This window comes from Flaviflexus massiliensis (assembly GCF_001375495.1).
GTDB lineage: Bacteria > Actinomycetota > Actinomycetes > Actinomycetales > Actinomycetaceae > Flaviflexus > Flaviflexus massiliensis.
This window is the reverse complement of record NZ_LN831058.1, coordinates 590,331-610,861: the sequence shown is the minus strand read 5'-3', so window position 1 is coordinate 610,861 and position 20,531 is coordinate 590,331. Positions and strand designations below refer to the sequence as shown.

Annotated in this window: 22 protein-coding genes and 1 pseudogene; 16 read left to right on the top strand and 7 right to left on the bottom strand. The window is 57.3% G+C overall.

The window, feature by feature from the left end:
• Positions 1-23: 23 nt before the first annotated feature.
• The gene (mtnN, locus tag BN1241_RS13475; RefSeq protein WP_054952877.1) at positions 24-1,346 is read right to left on the bottom strand and encodes a 5'-methylthioadenosine/S-adenosylhomocysteine nucleosidase; all 1,323 of its coding nucleotides are present in this window, start codon (positions 1,344-1,346) and stop codon (positions 24-26) included.
• Positions 1,347-1,348: 2 nt separating this feature from the next.
• Positions 1,349-1,813 (bottom strand): S-ribosylhomocysteine lyase, encoded by a 465-nt coding sequence (locus tag BN1241_RS06620; protein ID WP_054952876.1) that lies wholly within the window; start codon positions 1,811-1,813, stop codon positions 1,349-1,351.
• Positions 1,814-1,932: 119 nt separating this feature from the next.
• On the opposite strand from BN1241_RS06620, the gene BN1241_RS06615 reads away from it, so the two are divergent.
• Genes BN1241_RS06615 through BN1241_RS06605 form a run of 3 tightly spaced genes read left to right on the top strand, consistent with a single transcriptional unit; the run spans position 1,933 to position 4,114 of the window.
• Entirely contained in the window at positions 1,933-2,232 is a 300-nt protein-coding gene (locus BN1241_RS06615) for an MTH1187 family thiamine-binding protein (protein ID WP_054952875.1), read from the top strand.
• Positions 2,229-2,654, top strand: coding sequence for an NUDIX hydrolase (locus BN1241_RS06610; RefSeq protein WP_054952874.1), 426 nt, complete (start codon positions 2,229-2,231; stop codon positions 2,652-2,654). The genes BN1241_RS06615 and BN1241_RS06610 overlap by 4 nt, the downstream gene beginning before the upstream one ends.
• Before the next feature lie 5 nt (positions 2,655-2,659).
• Positions 2,660-4,114, top strand: coding sequence for an L-serine ammonia-lyase (locus BN1241_RS06605; protein ID WP_054953831.1), 1,455 nt, complete (start codon positions 2,660-2,662; stop codon positions 4,112-4,114).
• Between the two features lie 84 nt (positions 4,115-4,198).
• Here BN1241_RS06605 and BN1241_RS06600 read toward each other — a convergent pair whose 3' ends face one another.
• Positions 4,199-5,488: a citrate synthase gene (locus BN1241_RS06600; RefSeq protein ID WP_054952873.1), complete on the bottom strand. Its 1,290-nt coding sequence runs from the start codon at positions 5,486-5,488 to the stop codon at positions 4,199-4,201.
• Positions 5,489-5,650: 162 nt separating this feature from the next.
• Between BN1241_RS06600 and BN1241_RS06595 the strand changes: the two genes are divergently transcribed.
• The 4 genes from BN1241_RS06595 (at position 5,651) to nrdE (ending at position 9,314) form a co-directional block, all read left to right on the top strand.
• Positions 5,651-6,016: an SdpI family protein gene (locus tag BN1241_RS06595; RefSeq protein ID WP_054952872.1), complete on the top strand. Its 366-nt coding sequence runs from the start codon at positions 5,651-5,653 to the stop codon at positions 6,014-6,016.
• 453 nt (positions 6,017-6,469) lie between these two features.
• Positions 6,470-6,721 carry a glutaredoxin-like protein NrdH gene (nrdH, locus tag BN1241_RS06590; RefSeq protein ID WP_054952871.1) on the top strand — a complete coding sequence of 84 codons (252 nt, stop codon included), beginning with the start codon at positions 6,470-6,472 and terminating at the stop codon, positions 6,719-6,721.
• Between the two features lie 59 nt (positions 6,722-6,780).
• Positions 6,781-7,197 (top strand): class Ib ribonucleoside-diphosphate reductase assembly flavoprotein NrdI, encoded by a 417-nt coding sequence (gene nrdI, locus BN1241_RS06585; protein ID WP_054952870.1) that lies wholly within the window; start codon positions 6,781-6,783, stop codon positions 7,195-7,197.
• Positions 7,167-9,314 (top strand): class 1b ribonucleoside-diphosphate reductase subunit alpha, encoded by a 2,148-nt coding sequence (gene nrdE / locus BN1241_RS06580; RefSeq protein ID WP_054952869.1) that lies wholly within the window; start codon positions 7,167-7,169, stop codon positions 9,312-9,314. The genes nrdI and nrdE overlap by 31 nt, the downstream gene beginning before the upstream one ends.
• 140 nt (positions 9,315-9,454) lie before the next feature.
• On the opposite strand, the gene BN1241_RS06575 is transcribed toward nrdE, so the two are convergent.
• Positions 9,455-9,934, bottom strand: coding sequence for an aminoacyl-tRNA deacylase (locus tag BN1241_RS06575; protein WP_054952868.1), 480 nt, complete (start codon positions 9,932-9,934; stop codon positions 9,455-9,457).
• A 242-nt stretch (positions 9,935-10,176) separates the two neighbouring features.
• Here BN1241_RS06575 and BN1241_RS13470 point away from each other — a divergent pair.
• Positions 10,177-10,473, top strand: a pseudogene (locus tag BN1241_RS13470) (DapH/DapD/GlmU-related protein); the annotation flags it as partial.
• Between the two features lie 28 nt (positions 10,474-10,501).
• Here the strand turns inward: BN1241_RS13470 and BN1241_RS13440 are convergent.
• Positions 10,502-11,791 (bottom strand): heparan-alpha-glucosaminide N-acetyltransferase domain-containing protein, encoded by a 1,290-nt coding sequence (locus BN1241_RS13440; protein WP_054952867.1) that lies wholly within the window; start codon positions 11,789-11,791, stop codon positions 10,502-10,504.
• A 184-nt stretch (positions 11,792-11,975) separates the two neighbouring features.
• On the opposite strand from BN1241_RS13440, the gene BN1241_RS06565 reads away from it, so the two are divergent.
• From BN1241_RS06565 to BN1241_RS06555, 3 genes are all read left to right on the top strand, one after another.
• On the top strand, positions 11,976-12,890 hold the full coding sequence (locus BN1241_RS06565; protein ID WP_054952866.1) for an ABC transporter ATP-binding protein: 915 nt from the start codon (positions 11,976-11,978) through the stop codon (positions 12,888-12,890).
• Positions 12,887-13,723 (top strand): ABC transporter permease, encoded by an 837-nt coding sequence (locus tag BN1241_RS06560; protein WP_054952865.1) that lies wholly within the window; start codon positions 12,887-12,889, stop codon positions 13,721-13,723. The genes BN1241_RS06565 and BN1241_RS06560 overlap by 4 nt, the downstream gene beginning before the upstream one ends.
• Positions 13,724-13,870: 147 nt before the next feature.
• Positions 13,871-14,236: a VOC family protein gene (locus BN1241_RS06555; protein ID WP_222704414.1), complete on the top strand. Its 366-nt coding sequence runs from the start codon at positions 13,871-13,873 to the stop codon at positions 14,234-14,236.
• Positions 14,237-14,417: 181 nt separating this feature from the next.
• On the opposite strand, the gene BN1241_RS06550 is transcribed toward BN1241_RS06555, so the two are convergent.
• Complete coding sequence (locus BN1241_RS06550) at positions 14,418-14,879, bottom strand: SRPBCC family protein (protein WP_054952864.1); 462 nt, start codon at positions 14,877-14,879, stop codon at positions 14,418-14,420.
• Positions 14,880-15,156: 277 nt separating this feature from the next.
• Between BN1241_RS06550 and nrdF the strand changes: the two genes are divergently transcribed.
• The 5 genes from nrdF (at position 15,157) to BN1241_RS06525 (ending at position 19,690) form a co-directional block, all read left to right on the top strand.
• Positions 15,157-16,131 (top strand): class 1b ribonucleoside-diphosphate reductase subunit beta, encoded by a 975-nt coding sequence (gene nrdF, locus BN1241_RS06545; RefSeq protein ID WP_054952863.1) that lies wholly within the window; start codon positions 15,157-15,159, stop codon positions 16,129-16,131.
• Between the two features lie 446 nt (positions 16,132-16,577).
• Complete coding sequence (locus BN1241_RS06540; RefSeq protein ID WP_054952862.1) at positions 16,578-17,444, top strand: Abi family protein; 867 nt, start codon at positions 16,578-16,580, stop codon at positions 17,442-17,444.
• Between the two features lie 182 nt (positions 17,445-17,626).
• Positions 17,627-17,923: a DUF503 domain-containing protein gene (locus BN1241_RS06535; RefSeq protein ID WP_054952861.1), complete on the top strand. Its 297-nt coding sequence runs from the start codon at positions 17,627-17,629 to the stop codon at positions 17,921-17,923.
• Between the two features lie 142 nt (positions 17,924-18,065).
• Positions 18,066-18,518, top strand: coding sequence for a GyrI-like domain-containing protein (locus tag BN1241_RS06530; RefSeq protein ID WP_054952860.1), 453 nt, complete (start codon positions 18,066-18,068; stop codon positions 18,516-18,518).
• A gap of 164 nt (positions 18,519-18,682) precedes the next feature.
• Entirely contained in the window at positions 18,683-19,690 is a 1,008-nt protein-coding gene (locus BN1241_RS06525) for a winged helix DNA-binding domain-containing protein (RefSeq protein ID WP_054952859.1), read from the top strand.
• 21 nt (positions 19,691-19,711) lie between these two features.
• On the opposite strand, the gene BN1241_RS06520 is transcribed toward BN1241_RS06525, so the two are convergent.
• Entirely contained in the window at positions 19,712-20,425 is a 714-nt protein-coding gene (locus BN1241_RS06520) for a hypothetical protein (RefSeq protein ID WP_054952858.1), read from the bottom strand.
• Positions 20,426-20,531 lie beyond the last annotated feature (106 nt).

The following is a 20,531-nucleotide window of genomic DNA, read 5'->3' as shown; positions in this document are numbered from 1 at the left end:
GTCTTCAAGAACGTGCTGGTCTGCTACTTCTGCTGTTCGTACAGGGAAAGGATCGCATCCGCCCATGTGCCGAAGTGCTGGCGTATGGAGGCACCCGATGGATAGGTCTTATCCTGGGTCGCCAACCACTCCTGGTATCCCGCATACGACGGGTGGCGGCGCTGCTTCGTGACATCCGCATGATACTTGCGGACCGCCTCCCGATAGTCCTCGCTCGAGTAGCGCAGCCCGCCACGGCGCCGACCAGTGCCGCCTTTCAAGCCAATCGCCTTCATCGCATTGTTCCAGTACCCATCGAAACGCTTCATGATGGTCTGGGACGTGGGTGGCCAGGTTTGTCTTCCTCGCCCGCCCGTGAGGTTCAGGTCCCGCAGGATTTCGGCACGGATCCGGTCGTAACGCTGCGACGTAATCCGAGTATCGGGGTTCTCGGAAACATACTTCTTGCCCGCGGCCACAAGCCGAGCAAAGTCCTGTACCTGCTCGTCATGCAGGTCCCGCGACAGGTCCGACAGGTCGAGTGACGGGTCAATGTCTTCGGCGGGCTCGAGGGACTGGTCGACGGCGATCGTCGCGTACAGGGCCGCGTAGAGCGCGTCGAAACCGAATTGGCGGCGCCTGCGGTCCGGACGTTGGGAACCACGCAACTGCTCTAGTAGAGCCACCGTCGCTTCGGCAGATAGCTGGGCGGCACTATCGAGAGACATGTGGAAGTCTTGACCCGCGGCGGGCCCGCACAGGTCCGAGACGGCCCTGATCGAAATGAAACCAACACCGTAGGCGTGGGCGACCTGGGCGAGTGCAACGGACTCCATGTCTGTCGACAGGGCTTCGGGGAAGGCCTCCCGCGCGGCGGTGACGTTCTTGGCGGTCACGAAACTGTCGGATGACAGCATGAGGCCGGTCCGGATCTTGTCCGCGTGCACCTCATTCTCTTCGAGGAGTTCGAGGACGCGAGGATTGCCGGGAAAGGATGCGGGCTGGCCGGGAACCTGGCCGTACTCGTAGTCAAACGCCGTCGCGTCTGCCGCCCCGTACCGGTACTCGGTGCCGACAATAATGTCGCCCACGTTCGTGGACGAATGGAGGCCACCAGCCGTGCCGGCCGCGAACACATCACGGGTCGATACCTGCCCAAGGGCCCACGTGAGGGCACTGGCCGCAGCGGTCTGGCCAACACCTGTCTGAACGAGGAGCACGCGCGGTGAAGCGATCGTGAGATACCAGGCGTTGAAACCCGCCGGGGTGCCGAGTTGAGCGACCCGGCCGGCCGCCTCCTCAAGCTCAAGAAAGGGGGCTGCCTCTTCGGGCATGGCAGTGAGAATAATGGCTGCTGCGGTACGCATGTCTAGTCCTTCATGACCCGTGCCCATTCGTGACGCTTGTCAAGCATGGCCTGCGCGGCATGCTTAGCGCCCTCAAGGCTATGGTTTTCTCCCCACCCGCACTGGACAACATTTGCTGCCGGTACCTCGTCGGCGTTGACGAGATCACTCAGCGTTTTTGCGACCAGGTCGCGAATCTCTTCCTCTGCGGGTTCACCAATCATGATGAGGTAGAAGCCGGTCTGGCAACCCATGGGGGAGAAATCAACGACGAAATCGGAATGGTTGCGGGACAGCTCAGCAAACGTGTGCTCAATTGAATGCACCGTCTTCATGTCGAGGTGCTCTTCGTTGGGCTGGCAGAAGCGAACATCGTACTTCGTGAGAACGTCACCCTTCGGTAGCGTCTTCACATCAGCAACGCGAATGTATGGAGCGTCGACCTTGCGATGATCAAGGTTAAATGATTCGACATTCATAAATGGCATGAGCGGCTTCCTTTGAGCAACCTTTTTCTTTTTACTCTAGCGCGTAAGAGTGCGCTTTGAGGGGGTTAAGGGTGGCTTCTTTTGTAGAATTTATATGTTGCGTGAACTAGGTTGAATACATGCTACTTGCCTTCTCAGTTGCCCCCACCACGACCGACTCCCCAGATGGCTCCGTATCGCAGGCCGTTGCTGACGCGATTGCCATCGTCCGGGCCTCCGGTCTCCCCTACGAAACCACCTCCATGTTCACCACCATCGAAGGTGAATGGGATGAGGTCATGGCGGTCGTCAAGGAAGCAACCGAAGCGGTCAGTGCCGTCTCCCCACGAGTCTCCCTCGTCATGAAGGCAGACATCCGTCCCGGCTACACGGGACAGCTGACAGAGAAGGTGGAACGCGTCAACAAACTCCTTTCATGATCCTCACCATCACCGGCATCTGCTTCGTCGACAACCACCACCTCCTCACCGTGAGGAAAAAGAACACCAGCAAATACATGCTGGTTGGCGGGAAACTCGAACCCGGGGAAACCACCACGCAGGCAGCCACCCGCGAAGTACGCGAAGAGATCGGCTACGAGAGGGAAGTCGACCAACTGGAACTGCTCGGCCACTTCGATGAAGAAGCAGCCAACGAACCCGGATGGCGAGTGTCATCAACGATCTACCTCGCCCAACCACTCACACCCGCGGAGAGAAAAACTCTCCAGCCACGCGCAGAACTAGCCGAAATCCAGTGGCTTGATCTGACACAACCAACACCGGCAAGCCTGGCACCACTCCTCGCCAAGCACGTCGTCCCAATATTACGGAAGCGATTATCCATCGACTTCGAAGGGTGAACATCATGCATTCGATTCCCGCCGCCATCGTCGCCGGCCAGGTCGCAGCCAAGCAAGCAAACAGGCCCCTCTCCGTCTTCGACATGTTCAGGGTCGGTGTCGGGCCATCATCGTCACACACGGTCGGACCCATGAAAGCCGGCCACGCCTACACCACGGCAATCGCGGAGCATACGACTGCCGTGCCCGAACGCATCACGATCGAACTGTTCGGCTCCCTCGGAGCCACCGGACGCGGGCACTGGACCGACCGCGCCGTCCTCATTGGCTTGGCAGGATATCGGCCGGACACGGTCCCAACCCAGGTTGTCGACGAGATCATGGACAGGGTCGTAGACAGTGGCACCATCACGGTCGCCGGGATTGGGGACGTCCCCTTCACGGTCGAGACCGACATGATCTTCTCTCCCCGAATCAAACGCCCCTACCACGTCAACGCCCTTGAGATCACCGCCTACGTGGATGGTGGTCGATACGCACGCACCTACTATTCGATCGGGGGCGGGTTCATCATGCAGGACCTGTCCGAAGACCCTGCCACCAACCCCCAGGTTGTCGCCATGGCCACGGCAGAATCCCAGGCCGCACACGCGAGGCCCGCGCCACACCCCTTCTCAACAGCGAACGAACTCCTCGACATCTGCAGGACCCAGGGGGCACGAATCTCCGATATCGTGTGGGAAAACGAGGTGGCAGCACGACCCGACACGGACGTAATCAACTACATCACGAGCATCCGGGATGCCATGGCGGACTGTATTGACGCAGGCATCACCACCGACGGGATCCTCCCAGGCGGACTCTCGGTCCGCAGGAGAGCGCCGAGCCTCCACCAGGAATTAAAGGACCGCACCACTGTCGATTCGCTGAGCGGAATGGACTGGGTGAACCTGTGGGCGCTCGCGGTCAATGAAGAAAATGCTTCTGGGCACAGGGTTGTTACGGCTCCCACGAACGGTGCGGCCGGAATCGTGCCCGCCGTCTTCACCTACTATTGCCACGAGGTTGCTGACGCAACGGAAGACAGCAAGGTCAGGTTCTTCCTTGCCGCCACCGCCATCGGTGCTCTCATCAAAACCAATGCCTCCATCGCCGGTGCCGAGGTGGGCTGCCAGGGTGAGGTCGGGTCGGCGAGCGCGATGGCGGCAGCGGGCCTTGCCGAAGCACTCGGCGGCACCCCCGAGCAGGTTGAGAATGCGGCCGAGATCGCAATGGAGCACAACTTGGGTCTCACGTGCGATCCCGTTGGTGGGCTCGTCCAAATCCCCTGCATTGAACGCAACGCCATTGGTGCAGTCAAAGCCATCAATGCAGCGCGGCTTGCCCTGTGGGGCGATGGACAGCACTCGGTATCTTTCGACACGGTCATCGAAACCATGCGCCAAACAGGTGCCGACATGCACTCCAAGTACAAGGAGACATCAGAGGGTGGCCTCGCCGTCAACGTCGTTGAGTGCTAGCGGGTAGAGGTAGCTTGATTAAAGGGAACGGGCCCCGTGGGGGCCCGTTCTCGTCTTTCTGAAACGCTCTGCGTACCGGCGTGATTAGACGCGCTCGGAGCGGGGGATCCAGGTCTGCTCCACCTCGCCGGTGTAGATCTGGCGGGGGCGGTAGATGCGAGCCTTCGGGTCCTCGTGAACTTCCTTCCAGTTCGCGATCCAGCCCGGCATGCGACCAATGGCGAACATGACGGTGAACATGTCGAGGGGGATGCCGATGGCACGGAGAATGATGCCGGAGTAGAAGTCGACGTTCGGGTAGAGCTTGCGCTCAACGAAGTAGTCGTCCTTCAGGGCAACCTCTTCGAGTTTGAGTGCGACATCGAGGAGCGGATCGTCGATGTTCATCTTCTCAAGCATGTCGAATGCTGCGCCCTTGAGGATCGTGGCGCGGGGGTCAAAGTTCTTGTAGACGCGGTGTCCGAAGCCCATGAGCTTGCGGCCCGATTCCTTGTTCTTGACCTCGTCCATGAACTTGGCTGGATCAATGCCCTCGTCCTGAATCTTCTGCAGCATCTCGATAACCGCGACGTTGGCGCCACCGTGGAGGGGGCCCCAGAGAGCGGAGATACCTGCGGAAGCGGAGGCAAACATGTTGGCCTTGGAGGAGGCAACCATGCGGACCGTTGAGGTGGAGCAGTTCTGTTCGTGGTCCGCGTGGAGCACAAGGAACATGTTGAGAGCCCGGACGATCTCGGGGGTGGGCTCGTAGTCGTGGGTGGGGGTGGAGAACATCAGGTGGAGGAAGTTCTCCACGTACTTGAGGTCCGCACGCGGGTACATGATTGGCTCACCGATTGTCGTCTTGTAGGACGCGGCAGCAATCGTGCGCACCTTGGACATGAGGGTCGCGGCAGCCTCGAGGATGTCATCCTCGTTGCTGGGGTTCATGACCTGTGGATCGTAGGCCGTCAGAGAGTTCACCATGGCGGACAGGACCGCCATCGGCTGACCGTTCGAGCCGTAGCCATCGAAGTGCTTCATCATCGACTGGTGCAGCGGGGCGTTCTCGGCGAGGCGCTTCGCGAAGTAGTCGCGTTCCTCTTCGGTGCAGAGCTTGCCGAAGATCACGAGGTATGCGGCCTCAATGAAGCTGGACTTTTCGGCAATCTCTTCAATGGGGTAGCCGCGGTAGCGAAGGATGCCCTGCTCGCCATCGATGAAGGTAACATCCGAGCGGCATGACCCGGTGTTTCCGTAGCCGTCGTCGAGTGTGATGTGCCCGGTCGTGGAACGAAGAGCGCTGATGTCGATGCCCTTCTCTCCCATGGAGCCGGTAATGACTGGAAGGTCGTATTCCTTGCCGTCGAGAATGAGCTTTGCGATCTCGCTCATGAACTCTCCTTATTAATTTTCATTCCCTGCCGTACCGCCGGTGGTTATGCAGGAGGGATGATTGTTCTGATGGAATCTCCAAGATCACAATACCAACTGTGCCCGGCCTCACCCATTCCTGTGAGGTAACGTTTTGGTAGACGAGCCTGCAGTGGAGGAAAAGTGAGCCTGGGCGAAATTGTTTGTGTGCTGTTAGCGCTGACCGGCATCGGCCTGCTCTACATCGGTTACAGACAGACTAACGGAACTCTGCCAAAGAACTCGAGTTTCGGAACCCGGACCAGGGCGACAACGGCCTCTCCGAAAGCCTGGGTCGCGGGCAACCGTGCGGCAGCCTCCCTTTCCTACATTCAGGGCGCCATCTGCATTATTTGCGGAGTTGCAGGTTTCGCTGTTTACTCCCCAACATCCCCGCTATACCTCGTGTTTGGCGGGTTCGCCGTCATCGCCATGTTCGGCATCTCCGGCTTCCAGGTTGTCCGCGCCAGCAGGGCGGCCCAACACGCCGATGACGAGAACACGCCGTAAATCTGTGGTGTACGCCACCAACATTTTCGTAGATTTATCCGCCTTATCCACACCCGTGGATAACTCTTGGGGATATTTGTCCACATGCCTGTGGATAATCTGATCGCCAACTTTCAGGGAAGTTTTGTCCGACCTTGGGGCGAGAATGGTGCGAACCTGTTCGACACTAATCAGCTACTGGCAGAAAAACGAACCGCTCCATTTTAGGGGTTGAGGAGTTATCCACCGCCCGTACACAACTACCCATTACCTTTCCACCGATCAGTCCACAGAGTGTTCGTGAGTATCGCGACGAAACACACCATCTAGTGGTGTTCCACAGAAATGACACAAGGTGTAGTGTCGGAGGTCGAGGCGCGTTGGTATCCGTGGCGGCCCCGCAAGGGGTTGGGCAGGTGACCAGCGCAGTCACAGAAGAAACGAAAAACTAGAGACAACAAATAGGAGAGCACCATGACAATCACCGTCTACACGAAGCCGTCCTGTGTGCAGTGCAACGCCACCACTCGAGCCCTCAACAAGGCCGGCCTGCCCTACGAGACCGTCGACCTGACGGAAGACGCAGAGGCACTGGAGTCGGTGAAGGCGCTCGGATACCAGCAGGCACCCGTCGTCATGGCAGGTGGAGATCACTGGGCAGGGTTCCGCCCGGACAAGATCAAGGCACTGGTTGCAGCTCAGGCCGACTCGGCACTGACAGCCTAAAGAGAAGGAACGTTAGGGGAGGGCCGGCACCCGGTGCCGCCTCTCAGGACAGGGACAACGTGGCACAGATCGTTTATTTTTCATCGGTCACGAACAACACGGACCGATTCGTGAAGAAGCTGGAGATGGATGCGCAGCGCATACCGATCCGCAGAGCCGAACCGGACCTGATCGTGGATGACGAATACGTCTTGATCGTCCCAACCTACGGTGGTGGCAACAACCGGGGCGCCGTCCCCAAGCAGGTCATCAAATTCCTGAACAACGAGCACAACCGGTCTCTCATTCGCGGAGTTATCTCAGCAGGGAACACAAACTTCGGCAAAGCCTATTGCCTAGCGGGAGACATCATCTCAGCCAAGTGCCAGGTCCCCCACATGTACAAGTTCGAACTCTTTGGCACGCAAGATGACGTCGCCAAGGTCAGAAAAGGATTGGAAGAGTTTTGGGAACAACTCTCACAGATACGGGTCTAGAGACACTGGAGCCCCAGGTCAACTACCACTCGCTCAACGCACAGCTCAACCTTTACGACGCTGACGGCCAGATTCAGTTCCATGCCGACCGCGAAGCTACCCGCCAGTACTTCCTCCAGCACGTCAACCAGAACACGGTGTTCTTCCACTCGCTGAAGGAAAAGCTCGACTACCTGGTGGAAGAGGGATACTACGAGCAGGAAGTGCTCGACCAGTACGACTTCGACTTCATCAAGTCCACGTTCAAGCGCGCCTACTCGTACAAGTTCCGCTTCTCCACCTTCCTCGGTGCATACAAGTACTACACCTCGTACACCCTCAAAACCTTCGACGGTAAGCGTTACCTGGAGCGCTTCGAGGACCGGGTCGCCATGGTGGCACTCACCCTCGCGAAGGGCAACAGGGACGAAGTCATGTCGATCGTGGACGAAGTTATCTCGGGTCGCTTCCAGCCCGCCACCCCGACCTTCCTCAATGCTGGCAAGAAGCAGCGCGGCGAGCTCGTCTCCTGTTTCCTGCTCCGCATCGAAGACAACATGGAGTCCATCTCCCGCGCCATCAACTCCTCCCTGCAGCTCTCCAAGCGCGGCGGTGGCGTTGCCCTCAACCTCACAAACCTCCGTGAGCAGGGTGCTCCGATCAAGAAGATCCAGAACCAGTCTTCGGGCATCATTCCCGTCATGAAGCTGCTGGAGGACTCCTTCTCCTACGCGAACCAGCTCGGTGCACGCCAGGGTGCGGGCGCTGTCTACCTCAGCGCACACCACCCCGACATCATGCGTTTCCTCGACACGAAGCGTGAAAACGCTGACGAGAAGATCAGGATCAAGACCCTGTCGCTTGGTGTTGTCATTCCGGACGTGACCTTTGAGCTCGCCAAGCGCAACGAGGACATGTACCTGTTCTCGCCCTACGACGTGGAGCGCGTCTACGGCAAGCCCTTCTCCGACATCTCCGTTACTGAGAAGTACGAAGAAATGGTTGCGGACAAGCGGATCAAGAAGACCAAGATCAACGCCCGCCAGTTCTTCCAGACAATCGCAGAGATCCAGTTCGAATCCGGGTATCCCTACATCGTGTTCGAAGACACGGTGAACCGAGCCAACCCGATCGACGGACGCATCTCCATGTCGAACCTGTGCTCCGAGATCCTCCAGGTATCCGAGCCTTCCACCTACAACGCGGACCTGTCCTACGACCAGGTTGGTAAGGACATTTCCTGCAACCTCGGTTCGCTCAACATTGCGAAGACCATGGACTCGCCCGACTTCGGCAAGACCATCGGCACCGCGATCCGCGCGCTGACCGCGGTCTCGGAAGAGTCGGACATCTCGTCCGTTCCCTCGATCGAGAAGGGCAACAGGCTCTCGCACGCCATCGGGCTCGGCCAGATGAACCTCCACGGCTTCCTCGGTCGCGAGCGGATCCACTACGGTTCCGAAGAGGCACTCGATTTCACGAACATCTACTTCTACACGGTCCTGTTCCACGCTCTCACCGAGTCGAACAAGCTCGCGATCGAGAAGAAGCAGGCGTTCCACAACTTCGAGAAGTCCGACTACGCTTCCGGCAAGTTCTTCACGAAATACGTTGAGCAGGAGTGGGCACCCAAGACCGAGCGCGTCAAGGAGCTCTTCAAGGACATCCACATCCCCACCCAGGCGGATTGGGAAGCCCTCAAGTCATCGGTCATGGAGCACGGTATCTACAACCAGAACCTGCAGGCCGTTCCCCCGACCGGTTCGATCTCCTACATCAACCACTCCACCTCGTCGATTCACCCGATCGTCTCCAAGATCGAGATCCGTAAGGAAGGCAAGCTGGGACGCGTCTACTACCCCGCTCCCTACATGACCAACGACAATCTGGAGTACTACAAGGACGCGTACGAGATTGGGCCCGAGGCGATCATCGACACCTACGCCGTCGCAACCCAGCACGTCGACCAGGGACTGTCGCTCACCCTGTTCTACCCCGACACGGTCACCACCCGTGACGTGAACAGGAACTACATCTACGCATGGCGCAAGGGCATCAAGTCGCTCTACTACATGCGTATCCGACAGGCCGCCCTCGAGGGCACCGAGGTGGAGGGCTGCGTCTCCTGCATGCTCTAACCCGCCGCGGCGGCCTCGCTAGAAACTAGCGTGGAGTATTAAGACGAAGGTGGGGCCGGTATTAACCGGCCCCACCTTTTTCCCTATATCAAGCCACAAGAAGCATCACGTGGCTGAACTGTAGATACCCTTTTGTCGCGTTAGTCGATTGCGATATCGGCAACGATGGCACCAACGAGCTCAACAACATCGGTTGGTGTTACTTCGACCTTGAGTTCCCGGCTGCCGCCCGAGACGGCAATGGTTGGGTGAGCGAACGCGCCCTTGTCGATCACAACGGGCATGTCCGTCTTCAACCCGAAGGGCGAGATCCCGCCAATGACAGAACCGGAGAGTTCCTCGGCTTCGGCAGGGGCAACCATGGTCGCCTTCTTCTTGTCCACCGCCAAAGCAAGCTGCTTGAGGGAAATCTTCCGGGTGACGGGAACAAGGCCCATAACCAGCTGTCCCTGGGCTTTGGCGATCAGCGACTTGTACACTTTCTCCCCCGGCATCCCCATCTGCTCCGCGAAATACGCGCCGATATCGATCGTCGAGAAGTCGATCCCTTCGATCTGGGTCTCGTAGGTGCGGAAGGGCTTACCAGAGGCCTGAAGGAAAGAGACTGCTGAAGTTGTCATGCCACAATATTCCTAGGATGGGGAACCGATGTCGAGTGCAGGAGCAAACATGGCAGACCCGGCAAACTCGTTCAATGTCCGCAAAATGCTGGCAGGAGAGCTCTTCCAGTTTGATGCGAACAATGGTGCGCTACTAGAGAACACACAGAAACTCACGACCGAATACAACGTGGGCAGTGGACGCCAAACGGAGGGACGAGATCCTTCACGAACTGCTCGGGTCACGTGGCAAGCAGTGCACGATGACACCCACGATCGGCTTCGACTACGGGTGGAACACGTACGTGGGAGAAAACTTTTACGCGAACATGGGCCTGATCGTGTTGGTCGGTGCACGGGTGACGATCGGAGATAACTGCATGATCGGACCCCGCGTCACGCTCGTAACCGCATCACATCCCATCTCGCCGATGGAACGGATCGGGGGATACGAAATCAACTCCCCCATTACCATCGGCGACAATGTGTGGCTCGGCGCTCACGTTGTCGTCAACCCGGGCGTGACCATCGGTCACGACACGGTCATTGGTTCCAACTCGGTCGTAACGAAAGACACTCCGTCCGGAGTTATTGCTGTTGGGAGTCCTGCTCGGGTACTTCGGGAAATTGATGAGGCGGAGACTGCTCACTGGCAACGGCAGGTCGCGGACTATCACCGGGCCCGGGAAGGATCCGCGTTGCCTTCTGGGAGGCGCGATACATGAGGAGCTCGAACGGCCCTCGACCCAGGGTGAAGCGCCAGATGCTGCACAGGACCAGGGCGGCGAGCAGCAGGTAGAACATCGGCCACATCGATTCCGGGAAGACAAGGGCGGGGATCGCCCAGATCGCGATGATGTGGAACGAGTAGGCGGACAGCGACATCGATCCCACGGCCGCGATCGGATAGAGGACCTTGCCGAGGATAGGGCCACCGAGAAGAAGGGCGGCGATGATGGCGATGGCGGTTCCGCCTGAGCCGAGAGCCTCCCAGATCGTTCCCGAATGGGGTTCAGCCCCCATGAGGAAATACGGTTCCGGCATGGTCACCCCGGGAAGCCAGTCGAGTCCGAAGCCATCCCCACGCCAGTCGGGGCTCGCCCAGTCATAGATGGCGGTGTCTGGCTCGCTCGAATAACCCGCCCCGGTGCTATCCCAGCCAAAATTGGCCCCATCATCCAGCGGCATGAACTGGGTCGAGAGATAACCACCTCCGTAGCCAATAATGGCGAGGCTGATACCGACAGGAAGCAAGGTGCCGGGGACAGAACGCTGGGTTAGATCCAGCCGGCCAATTGCAATACCGGCAAACACGAATCCCATGTAGACCACACCAACGTAGGTGTCGGTCAGGAGTGCTTCGATGAGGAACCCGGAAAGGCCTCCCATCGTATCCATGCCAGTCTTCTCAAAGAATGCTGGTAAATACGTAGCCACGATGGGGCCGAGGAGCCAACAAACTCCAGCGGCAATGAAAAGGTTCCGTGGCCGCCACCTGAGGAACGGCAACGCAAGCACAAACCAGGCCGCATAGTGGGCGAGGATGAGAGCAACAATGTCATTCATGAGTGACAGGATCGCGACAATGACAATGAGGATCGCGGCCCTGGTATAGATACGGATCTTCGCCTGCAACCACTCCACCCCCGTGTAGGGCACGTTACGGCCCGTGAGGATGGCAAGAGAGACGCCAGCCAGGGTGGCGAAAAGAATCGAGGACCGCCCATCTGCCAAACCCAACAGCCATCCTGTTAGCCCCTCGCGTTCGGGACCGACATGGGCGATGAACATTCCGAGTACGGCAAGGCCCCGAGCGATATCAAAGGCCGCGATCCTGCCGGCATAGCCGAGGGCTGGTGAGAGGGAGTTGGTTTGCACGTCCTTAGAGTAGTGCGCGGCAGGTACCAAACGCTCGACGAAAAGGGGTTCTGAGACCAGCGGGGGAGCCCTCCCCGGCCGTGCACATCAGGGTATCCCTGGTGTTACCCCGAATATCTTCTCCACGGGTCGTCGAATGCGTGATCGAGGTTCTACAGTTAAATCGAATCCGCGAAAGGTAGACATGATCACCGTAGAAAACCTTACGAAGAGGTACGGCAAAAAGACAGCAACCGAGCAGCTGTCTTTCACCGTGCCCTCCGGTCAAGTGACCGGGTTCCTCGGCCCTAACGGGTCGGGCAAATCGACCACCATGCGCTGCATGGTGGGACTCGATTCGCCAACCCAGGGACGCGCCCTCATCAAGGGCGTCCACTACAGCCAGCTGGACAGCCCTCTCACCACGGTGGGTGCGCTCCTGGATGCGAAGGCATTCCATCCGGCTCGCACCGCCAAACAGCACCTCACCGTCGTAGCAGAGACGCATGGCTTCCCGCGCTCGCGGGTGTCCGAGATCTTGGACATGACGGGCCTATCGGGCGTGGCTGACAAGAAGGTCAAAGGCTTTTCGCTCGGCATGGGGCAGCGCCTCGGCATTGCAACAGCCATGATGGGTAATCCCGAGTACCTCCTCCTCGATGAGCCGGTCAACGGGCTTGACCCTGACGGTGTGCGCTGGGTTCGTGACCTCGTGAAAAACCACGCGAGGATCGGCGGCACCGTCCTCATCTCCTCCCACCTCATGTCGGAGATGGCGATGACCGCAACCAATCTCGTGGTCATCGGAAACGGCAGGCTCATTGCTTCGGGACCGATCAAGCAGTTCACCGAATCTGCCGGGCATACGACCGTGCGCGTCTCGGGACCGGACCTGGGTGCCATGGGTGAGGCACTGAACCAGCTGCAGCCGCGACTAGAGCGCAGCGAAAACGGGGACGTTCTTCTTATTCAGGGACGTACCTCTGCCGAGGTTGGTCACGCACTCCACGTGGCCGGGCTCGAAATTCACGAACTCACCACCCTGCACTCCTCACTTGAGGATGTCTTTATGGAGCTCACGGGTCAGGCCGTCGAGTTCCGGGCTGGAGGAAACCGATGAGCACCACGATGGCCCAACCCCAGCGGTACCGCCCCACTCCCATGCGACTCATGCGGTCCGAGCTCCGAAAGCTCACGAGCCTCCGCTCCACCTGGGCTCTCTCAATCGTTGCGGGACTCCTCTATCTGCTAATCGCCTTCTTCGTCGCCCAGTCGGCAAAGGACGTGAGCGAAAGCTTCCCCGAAACTAGCCGACTCGAGATGTTCGGCAGCTCCTACATGGTCACCAACCTGTTCCAGCTGCTACTCCTGTTTGGAATCTCGTTTGGCACGATGGTCATGACGTCCGAATATTCGCATAACACGATCCAAACCTCGCTCCTGGCTAGCCGGTCACGACTCGCATTCTTCGGCTCGAAGCTGGCTGTCCTCGCGGTGTTCTGGGCGGCAGTAACCGGGGTCATTCTCATCCTTGCAGTCCTCCTCATCCAGGGCGTTTTGAGTGGCTCAATCATCTCGCTCCCACTGGACGATGCTACGTTCTGGCTCAGCGTCCTCATCTGTGTCCTTGTGCTCGTCATGGGTGCGGTCATGTCCGCCGCCCTCGGCGCGGTCATGCGTTCCACGGTTGGCACCATCACCACCATGTTCGGTCTCGTCCTGATCCTGCCGATTATCGAACTCATCCCCCTCGACTTCATCGAGAACCTGCGTCCCTACTTTCCGATCAATGTCATGACTGCCGCGATCGCCCCGCGTGATGGGGATGTGGACCCGGTGTCGATTATGAGCTCGGATTCCCTCGACCCGAATGTGGCCCTCGGAGTGCTGGCTATCTACACCGTGATCTTCATTGTTCTCGGTGCCATTTCCATCAAACGTCGGGATGCATAGCCACAACTGAATGAAGAGGTTGCTCCGCCAGATCAGCAAGAGTTTGGCTGGGTAGATGGGGGTGGAACTTCACGAAAGTGAAGACCCACCCCCATCCTTGCTACGTTGACCGTAACCGTTTCTCAGAACTGCAGAACAGGCACCACAATGTCCCTCCACCACGTTGAAATATGGGTTGCCGACCTCGAGTCAGCACGGACCGAGTGGGGATGGCTGCTGGGACGGCTCGGATACGAGCTTGCGGGGAAGTGGGCGGAAGGATTCTCTTGGGAAAGCGTTGACGGCACCTACCTGACATTGACGACCTCACCCAACACCGTCGGAACCGAGCACGACCGCAGGAGGCCAGGACTCAACCATATGGCTTTCCGGGGTGGTACGAGAGACAAGGTGGACCGGATCATGATTGAGGCTCAGAAAAAACGGATGGAGACCGCTCTACCACGACCGCTATCCCCACGCGGGAGGCGAAGCCCACTACGCAGGCTGGCTAGAAAACAGTGCCGGGTTTAAAACGGAAATCGTTGCCAGCACACCACCAACCTCGCCGCAGTAGTTTGAAGAGAATGAAGGCAGTGCCGTACTGAAGGTGGGGAAGAAGCAAGTGGCGGGTCAGGGGATATTAGATCCTGACCCGCCAAAGCCTCATAAGTACTACCTACTTGCGATGCTTATCGATCAGAACTCTGCCTGCCTACGCGAGTGAGGAAGCGAGGAGGTTGAGAGACTGTTCAAGCTCTTCTTCGGATACAACGGGAAGCTGGGAAAGTAGCTGTTCGTTGGTCACGTTCGTCCACGAGTATGTGAGCGTCACGGTGGTGGACTGAGCATCATTGGCTTCGAGAGTGTAGAGCCATTCCCAACCGCCCGGCTCATCTGGGTTGGTTGATAGAGCCGGCTTCCAGCCGACCATCTTGTTCCCATCAAAGGCGGACACGTGATTATGGGTCGCATACTCGGAGCCGGCTCGCCCCACCATGTTCATGACAAACACGTCCCCAACGGACTGGATCCGCTCCGTGTTGTCGGAAGAACGGACCATACCCGACCCATCGAAGGCGGGATGGCGCTGGGGTAGGGATAGGGTGTCAAAGATTTCCTTCGCGGGATGATCGATGACTCGGCTGACAGTGATCTGCTTCTCTTCATGTGCCATACGAACATTCTTTCCGCAGGGAACAACCGTCGTAAAGATATTCAGCTGAAAGAAAGAGTCGCAAGCCCTTCCGGACTTCTTTCAGGAACCCACATCGGCTAAAGAAATCCGCAGTCTTAACAGTCGGACAAGAAAGACGGAGACAGATGGCCGCGTGTCCCGCGGTAGGGCTGATGGTCTGTGCGCTTGGGGCGAGTGTGGGGAAATCGATGTGCCTATGAGCGGTGAGAACATGACAAGATGGATGAGTATTCAAATCATCTGCGAAGGAGTGCACGTGTCAGAAAAGTTGCCCCTTGTGTCTCGTGTCCAGGCCATTAACTGGAACAAGATTCTCGACGAGAAGGACGAGGAAGTCTGGGACCGGCTCACAGCGAACTTCTGGTTGCCTGAAAAGATTCCGGTATCGAATGACATCCAGTCGTGGAACACCCTGACGCCTGCCGAGCAGCTCATGACTACCCGTGTCTTCACAGGACTGACACTGCTCGATACCGTGCAGGGAACCGTTGGTGCCGTGTCGCTCATTCCCGATGCTGTGACGCCGCACGAGGAAGCCGTCTACACGAACATTGCGTTCATGGAATCGGTTCACGCCAAGTCGTACTCGGCGATTTTCTCCACCCTCAACACCTCCCAGGAGATTGAGGAAACGTTCCGCTGGTCGGAAGAGAATGAGCACCTTCAGAAGAAGGCCCGCATCATCCTCGACTACTACCGTGGTGATGATCCCGAGAAGCGCAAGATCGCCTCGGTCATGCTCGAATCCTTCCTGTTCTACTCGGGCTTCTATGCGCCCATGTACTGGTCTGCTCACGGCAAGCTCACCAACACCGCTGACCTGATCCGCCTCATCATCCGTGACGAGGCCGTGCACGGTTACTACATCGGATACAAGTACCAGGTCGCTGTTGCTAAGCAGTCCCCGGAACGCCAGGAAGAACTGAAGGCCTACACGTACGAGCTCCTCCAGGATCTCTACGACAACGAAGAGGACTACACTGAGTCCCTCTACGACGATCTCGGCCTCTCCGAGGACGTTAAGATGTTCCTTCGTTATAACGCGAACAAGGCGCTCATGAATCTCGGTTACGAGGCCCTGTTCCCCTCGGATCAAACCGCGGTCAACCCCGCAATCCTCGCAGCACTCTCACCGGGTGCCGACGAGAACCACGACTTCTTCTCGGGCTCCGGATCCTCCTACGTCATCGGCACCGCCGAGGCAACGGAAGATGAGGACTGGGACTTCTAGACCAGCCTTTTAAACTCAGGCACGATTGCCCTGACGTGGCCCGGATTTGCGCGAACCGCGCGATCCGGGCCTTAGTTGTGCTCTCGATGCTAGAGCAGAACTGACGTACTCAGAAATCAATTCTCAAGAGGGCAGTAAAGATTGAGTTGCATCCGATTGAGCAAAGGGAAGTAAGGCACAACCGCAGTGTTGAAGGGTAGCGCGGAAAAGGTAGTGCTCGTTTGTTGCAGGACGCAGAAAGGCGTGACTCCTGATTCGATGACTGGGTGCGACGAGCAAGCCATTTGCATTTAGCAAGTACATACAGGGAAGGTATCTGGTCGCTATTTAAGAGTTGACCAGGTAAACTACCTGATGACAGAGCCCCTCCAAGGCTAGAGCTTCGGCTTCCTGAAATCGGAGGGGCCAATCTTTTATAACGTAAGAAACGGGTCAGTGCAGACGCCATGAAACCATTCAAGTCAACGAATCAGCTCGTCGAGCTACTTCGTGACGAGCGTGGGCTTGAAATCGATGATCATGACACTGCGGTCTCGTATTTGCGCAGAACGAACTATTACCGTTTTACCGGGTATTCTCGATACTTCCAGCTTGATCCCGCCTGCGGCAACAATAAGTACAGGGACGGTACAAGCTTCGAACAAATCACGGAACTGATTCGCCGCGATGACGAACTGCGAATGCAACTATTCGTTCCAATCTCTGAAGTAGAGATGTCGGTCAGAGCAAGGTTCGCGCACCTGGCAGGCCGCAAGTTTGGTGATGAGTCCTTCTATCTGCGTGCCGAAAACTACATTTCTGATACCCCTGAAACTTCAAAACGGATTAGAGATATAGCCATCGAGTTACGAGAGACCTCTTCAGGGATGGTCAGGCACTACCGTGACGATGAAGATTTGAGTCGTATTCCTATCTGGGTTGCTGTAGAAGTGCTCAGCTTCGGGAAGCTTTCTTGGATGGTTGAGTCACTTAAGGTCGATGGTCTTCGGGAGGAGCTCGCTGATTTCTTTGGGTATAGCAGGGCGCCGTTTCCGCGTGTACTCCACTCACTGTCTGCTTTGCGAAACTCGTGCGCACATCATAGTCAGCTTTGGCACCGAAACTTAACGATCCAATGTCCTTTGCCGCTTAGTAAGCGTGAACGTCCACGAGATATTGTCTTTCATGAACACGGCCTTTACCCGGCCATTCTTGCACTGAAGAAGCTCGTGAAGTCGGAGGTGTCTCGAGCTCAACTTGCTGCGATTGACAAGTCATTGCGTGACGAGAGTACGTATGCGGCCGGCCTGCTGACACCTGAAGGTGTGCGGTAGGGGATAACCTCCACCGTCAGCAGTCTTGAATGAGGAAGCTAAAGCAAAATTAGTTACCAAGGCGGCCTGTGAACTAATGCCGTAGAGCGCGAGTCCTAACGTATCCGAGTACCTGCAAAATATAGACTTTATGGATTTTAATCTTGCTTTATTCGCGGCCTCGGGGTGCCAGACTGGCAGGTATGTGGATTGGTTGGATCGAATTCGACGTGTTGGTGGGTGATGTTCACTCTCTGAAACAGAAGCGCTCTGTCGTGCGGCCCATCATTGCCGAGATTCGCCGCAAGTTTGAGATCAGTTTGGCTGAAGTTGGTTATCTCGATTTGCATCGCCGTTCCCTCATTGGAGCCAGCGTGGTTGCTGCCGACCGTGAGCACGTCATCGACGTACTTGACGCGGTGGAGAGGCTTTTTGAGTATCGCCCTGAGGTAGGCCTGCTCTCGGCTCACCGCACGTTGAGCACCTCGGATGATGAATGAGAGGTACGCTGACCGGCAAGGTTAAGCAGCTTTTCTGAAAGACATGGTCTGAAGCTGAGTGTAAGTTGTCTGTTATGCCCAGCGTCGCAGTCACTATGGATACTGCGGCGCGTTGCAAGCGCTATTGGGAAACGGGGAAGCCATGTCAGCCAACGACCATCTAGAGAAGTCACTGCCGGCTTTGCGCCTTGCTGCACGGTCCGCTGTGGTCGCGCACCAGGCCGATATTGCGGGGTTTGTCGGACCCGCCTTTGATTCCATCGCCGACGTAATCGGGGACAATGCCGGGGCGCTCGATACGCCGGTGGCAGTCTACGACTTTGCGGAGAACGGCGTACGCGTCACCGTTGGTTACGTATACGACGGTGATGATCGCGCGGGTATTGAGATCGTCGAGGTGGCGAGCTCGGATCGTGCCCTTTGTGCAGTGCATCATGGCCCCATGGATGGGATCACCTCCTCGTGGCGGGCTCTGCACGAGGGGATTACTGAACGCGACTTGAAACCCGCAGGGCCTTGCCGGGAGGTCTACGTCCGTTCCTATCCTGAGGACCAGTCAGACTGGATAACCGAGCTTCAGCAGCCGGTTGAGTAATTGCTACTTTTATTCGGGACTGGCCAAACTGCTGAGTCCGATGTCTCTGTACCGTGTTCTTGTCAGAAAGAATGCATGAAATCCCTATGATTCATTGCTGATCTCTTTCCCTTTCCGTAGTCTAAACACTAAGTTCTGTCTTTCCTGTGGGAAGGTGACGTGTCATGGCTCTTGACGAAAGCTCGCAAATATCTCTCGCCCGCATGCACTCCCAGTTGCTTGTTGAGGGGCGGACACCAGCTGATGTGGTCTCCCACTTTGGGGCTCTTCAGGGCCAGGATCTTCCTGGAGTCCTCACCTCGATTGCTCTCCGGACTCCCGACAGGTCGGTTGCTGCGGCCGTTGACGCTTTCAATGATGGAGAGCTGGTGCGGACCTGGCCGCAGCGCGGCACCCTCCATGTTGTCTCCAGTAATCGTTTGCGTGATGTGCTCGTTGTGGCGAGGGAGCGGACTTTCCGAACCACAATTAAGCGCCGTGAGGCCCTTGGGATTGACGACGAGGTACTTGATAAGGCTCGGACGGTTGCGTTGGAGAGTGTGGGGAATGGGGCGACGAGGGCGGAGCTGACTGATGCGTGGGACCGTGCTGGTCTCATTGACAGGCAGGGTCATGCCTACCACCTCATCTTCCACCTGAGCATCGAAGGGCTACTCGTGTGGGGGCCATTCCGTGGGAAGGAACAGCTGATTGTTCTAGTCGATAACTGGCTTCCCCAATCACATGAGAAAACCTATGACGAGATCGTTGACGATATTGTTCGTCGCTACGTAATATCTCATTCGCCAACCGCGCGTAAGGATGCGTCGTGGTGGGCGAATCTGCCGCTTAAGGACGTTGATCGGGCGATTGTAAAGGCTGGTTTTGTGCTGAGAGATGGATATGTGTGGGCGGGTGAAGATGCGCCATCTGCTCCTGAGAGCAGTCTCTATTTGCTGCCTGGTTTTGATGAAATGATCCTCGGCTACTCTGACCGATCGGCAACCGTGCCGCCGGAGAATGCGAAGGACATCTGCCCGGGAAATAACGGAGTTTTCAAGCCCACGATTATTCGCGCGGGCACCGTGATTGGCACCTGGCAGAAAATCAAGAAACAAATAACGTTCTTTGACCAGCTGAATGAAGTGGCTCGCGAGGAAGTTAAACAGGCAATGAGTGAGGTGCCGCTGTAATTGAGTGCGTCGCCGACTACGTTACGAAACCGCCGATATGGCTTCGTCGAGTTCCAGCACGGTGGCAGTGAGCTCCTCCAACGCTTCAGCAAGATTGCTCGCGTTCCACGTGGTGGGAGGATTCTTTTTCTCATACTCACCAAGGAGAGTTGTGACGTGGTCAATTGGCTCGCCTAGTTCGGGATACTCGTCCCTCATGGCTTCAGCTTTGCTGAGAAGACTTCCAGCACTCTCTGCTTGCTCTGTGATGTCGCGAATGAGAACGATAACCTCACCGCTGGCCCGTTCCGCCACGCGGTTGATACCGCGGGAAGATTGTTCTCGCGCGGACGAGAGTTGCCTGCTGACAGATTCGACCTGCTGAGTTTCCCTCCGATAGTACGCAGGGGAGTCACGCGTCTTTTGCTCGGGAATTTCAATTGCTTGTAGCTTCGATCGATAGGAACCCAAGACTTCGCAGAGAACCCGGTCCATCTCATCCACTTCCTGGGTGCACACCGACATGTACATCGTGACTTCGACGAGCTCGCTGCGACTGTCATCAAAATCGGATACGAGTTGGTTGTAAGCCTGGTCGTAGCGACCGCGCTCGTAGGATAGTTCTCTCGCGTCCTTTAGGTAATTTGTTGCCCACACAGCCGCTAAAACAAGTGCAATGACCAGGAGGATGATGCCACCGGCCCAAAGACTGATCCAGTTTCTCTTGATCTGCTCTATTTCGGGTCTCTCAACCACGGTTCTCCCTTGTTACTGCAACTGCTATATGTCACAAGGTACGGGGAAAGAATGGGTCTAGCTACCGTTTGGGGAGTTCTGCGCGCAGGGGACTTTTCTTTGTTGT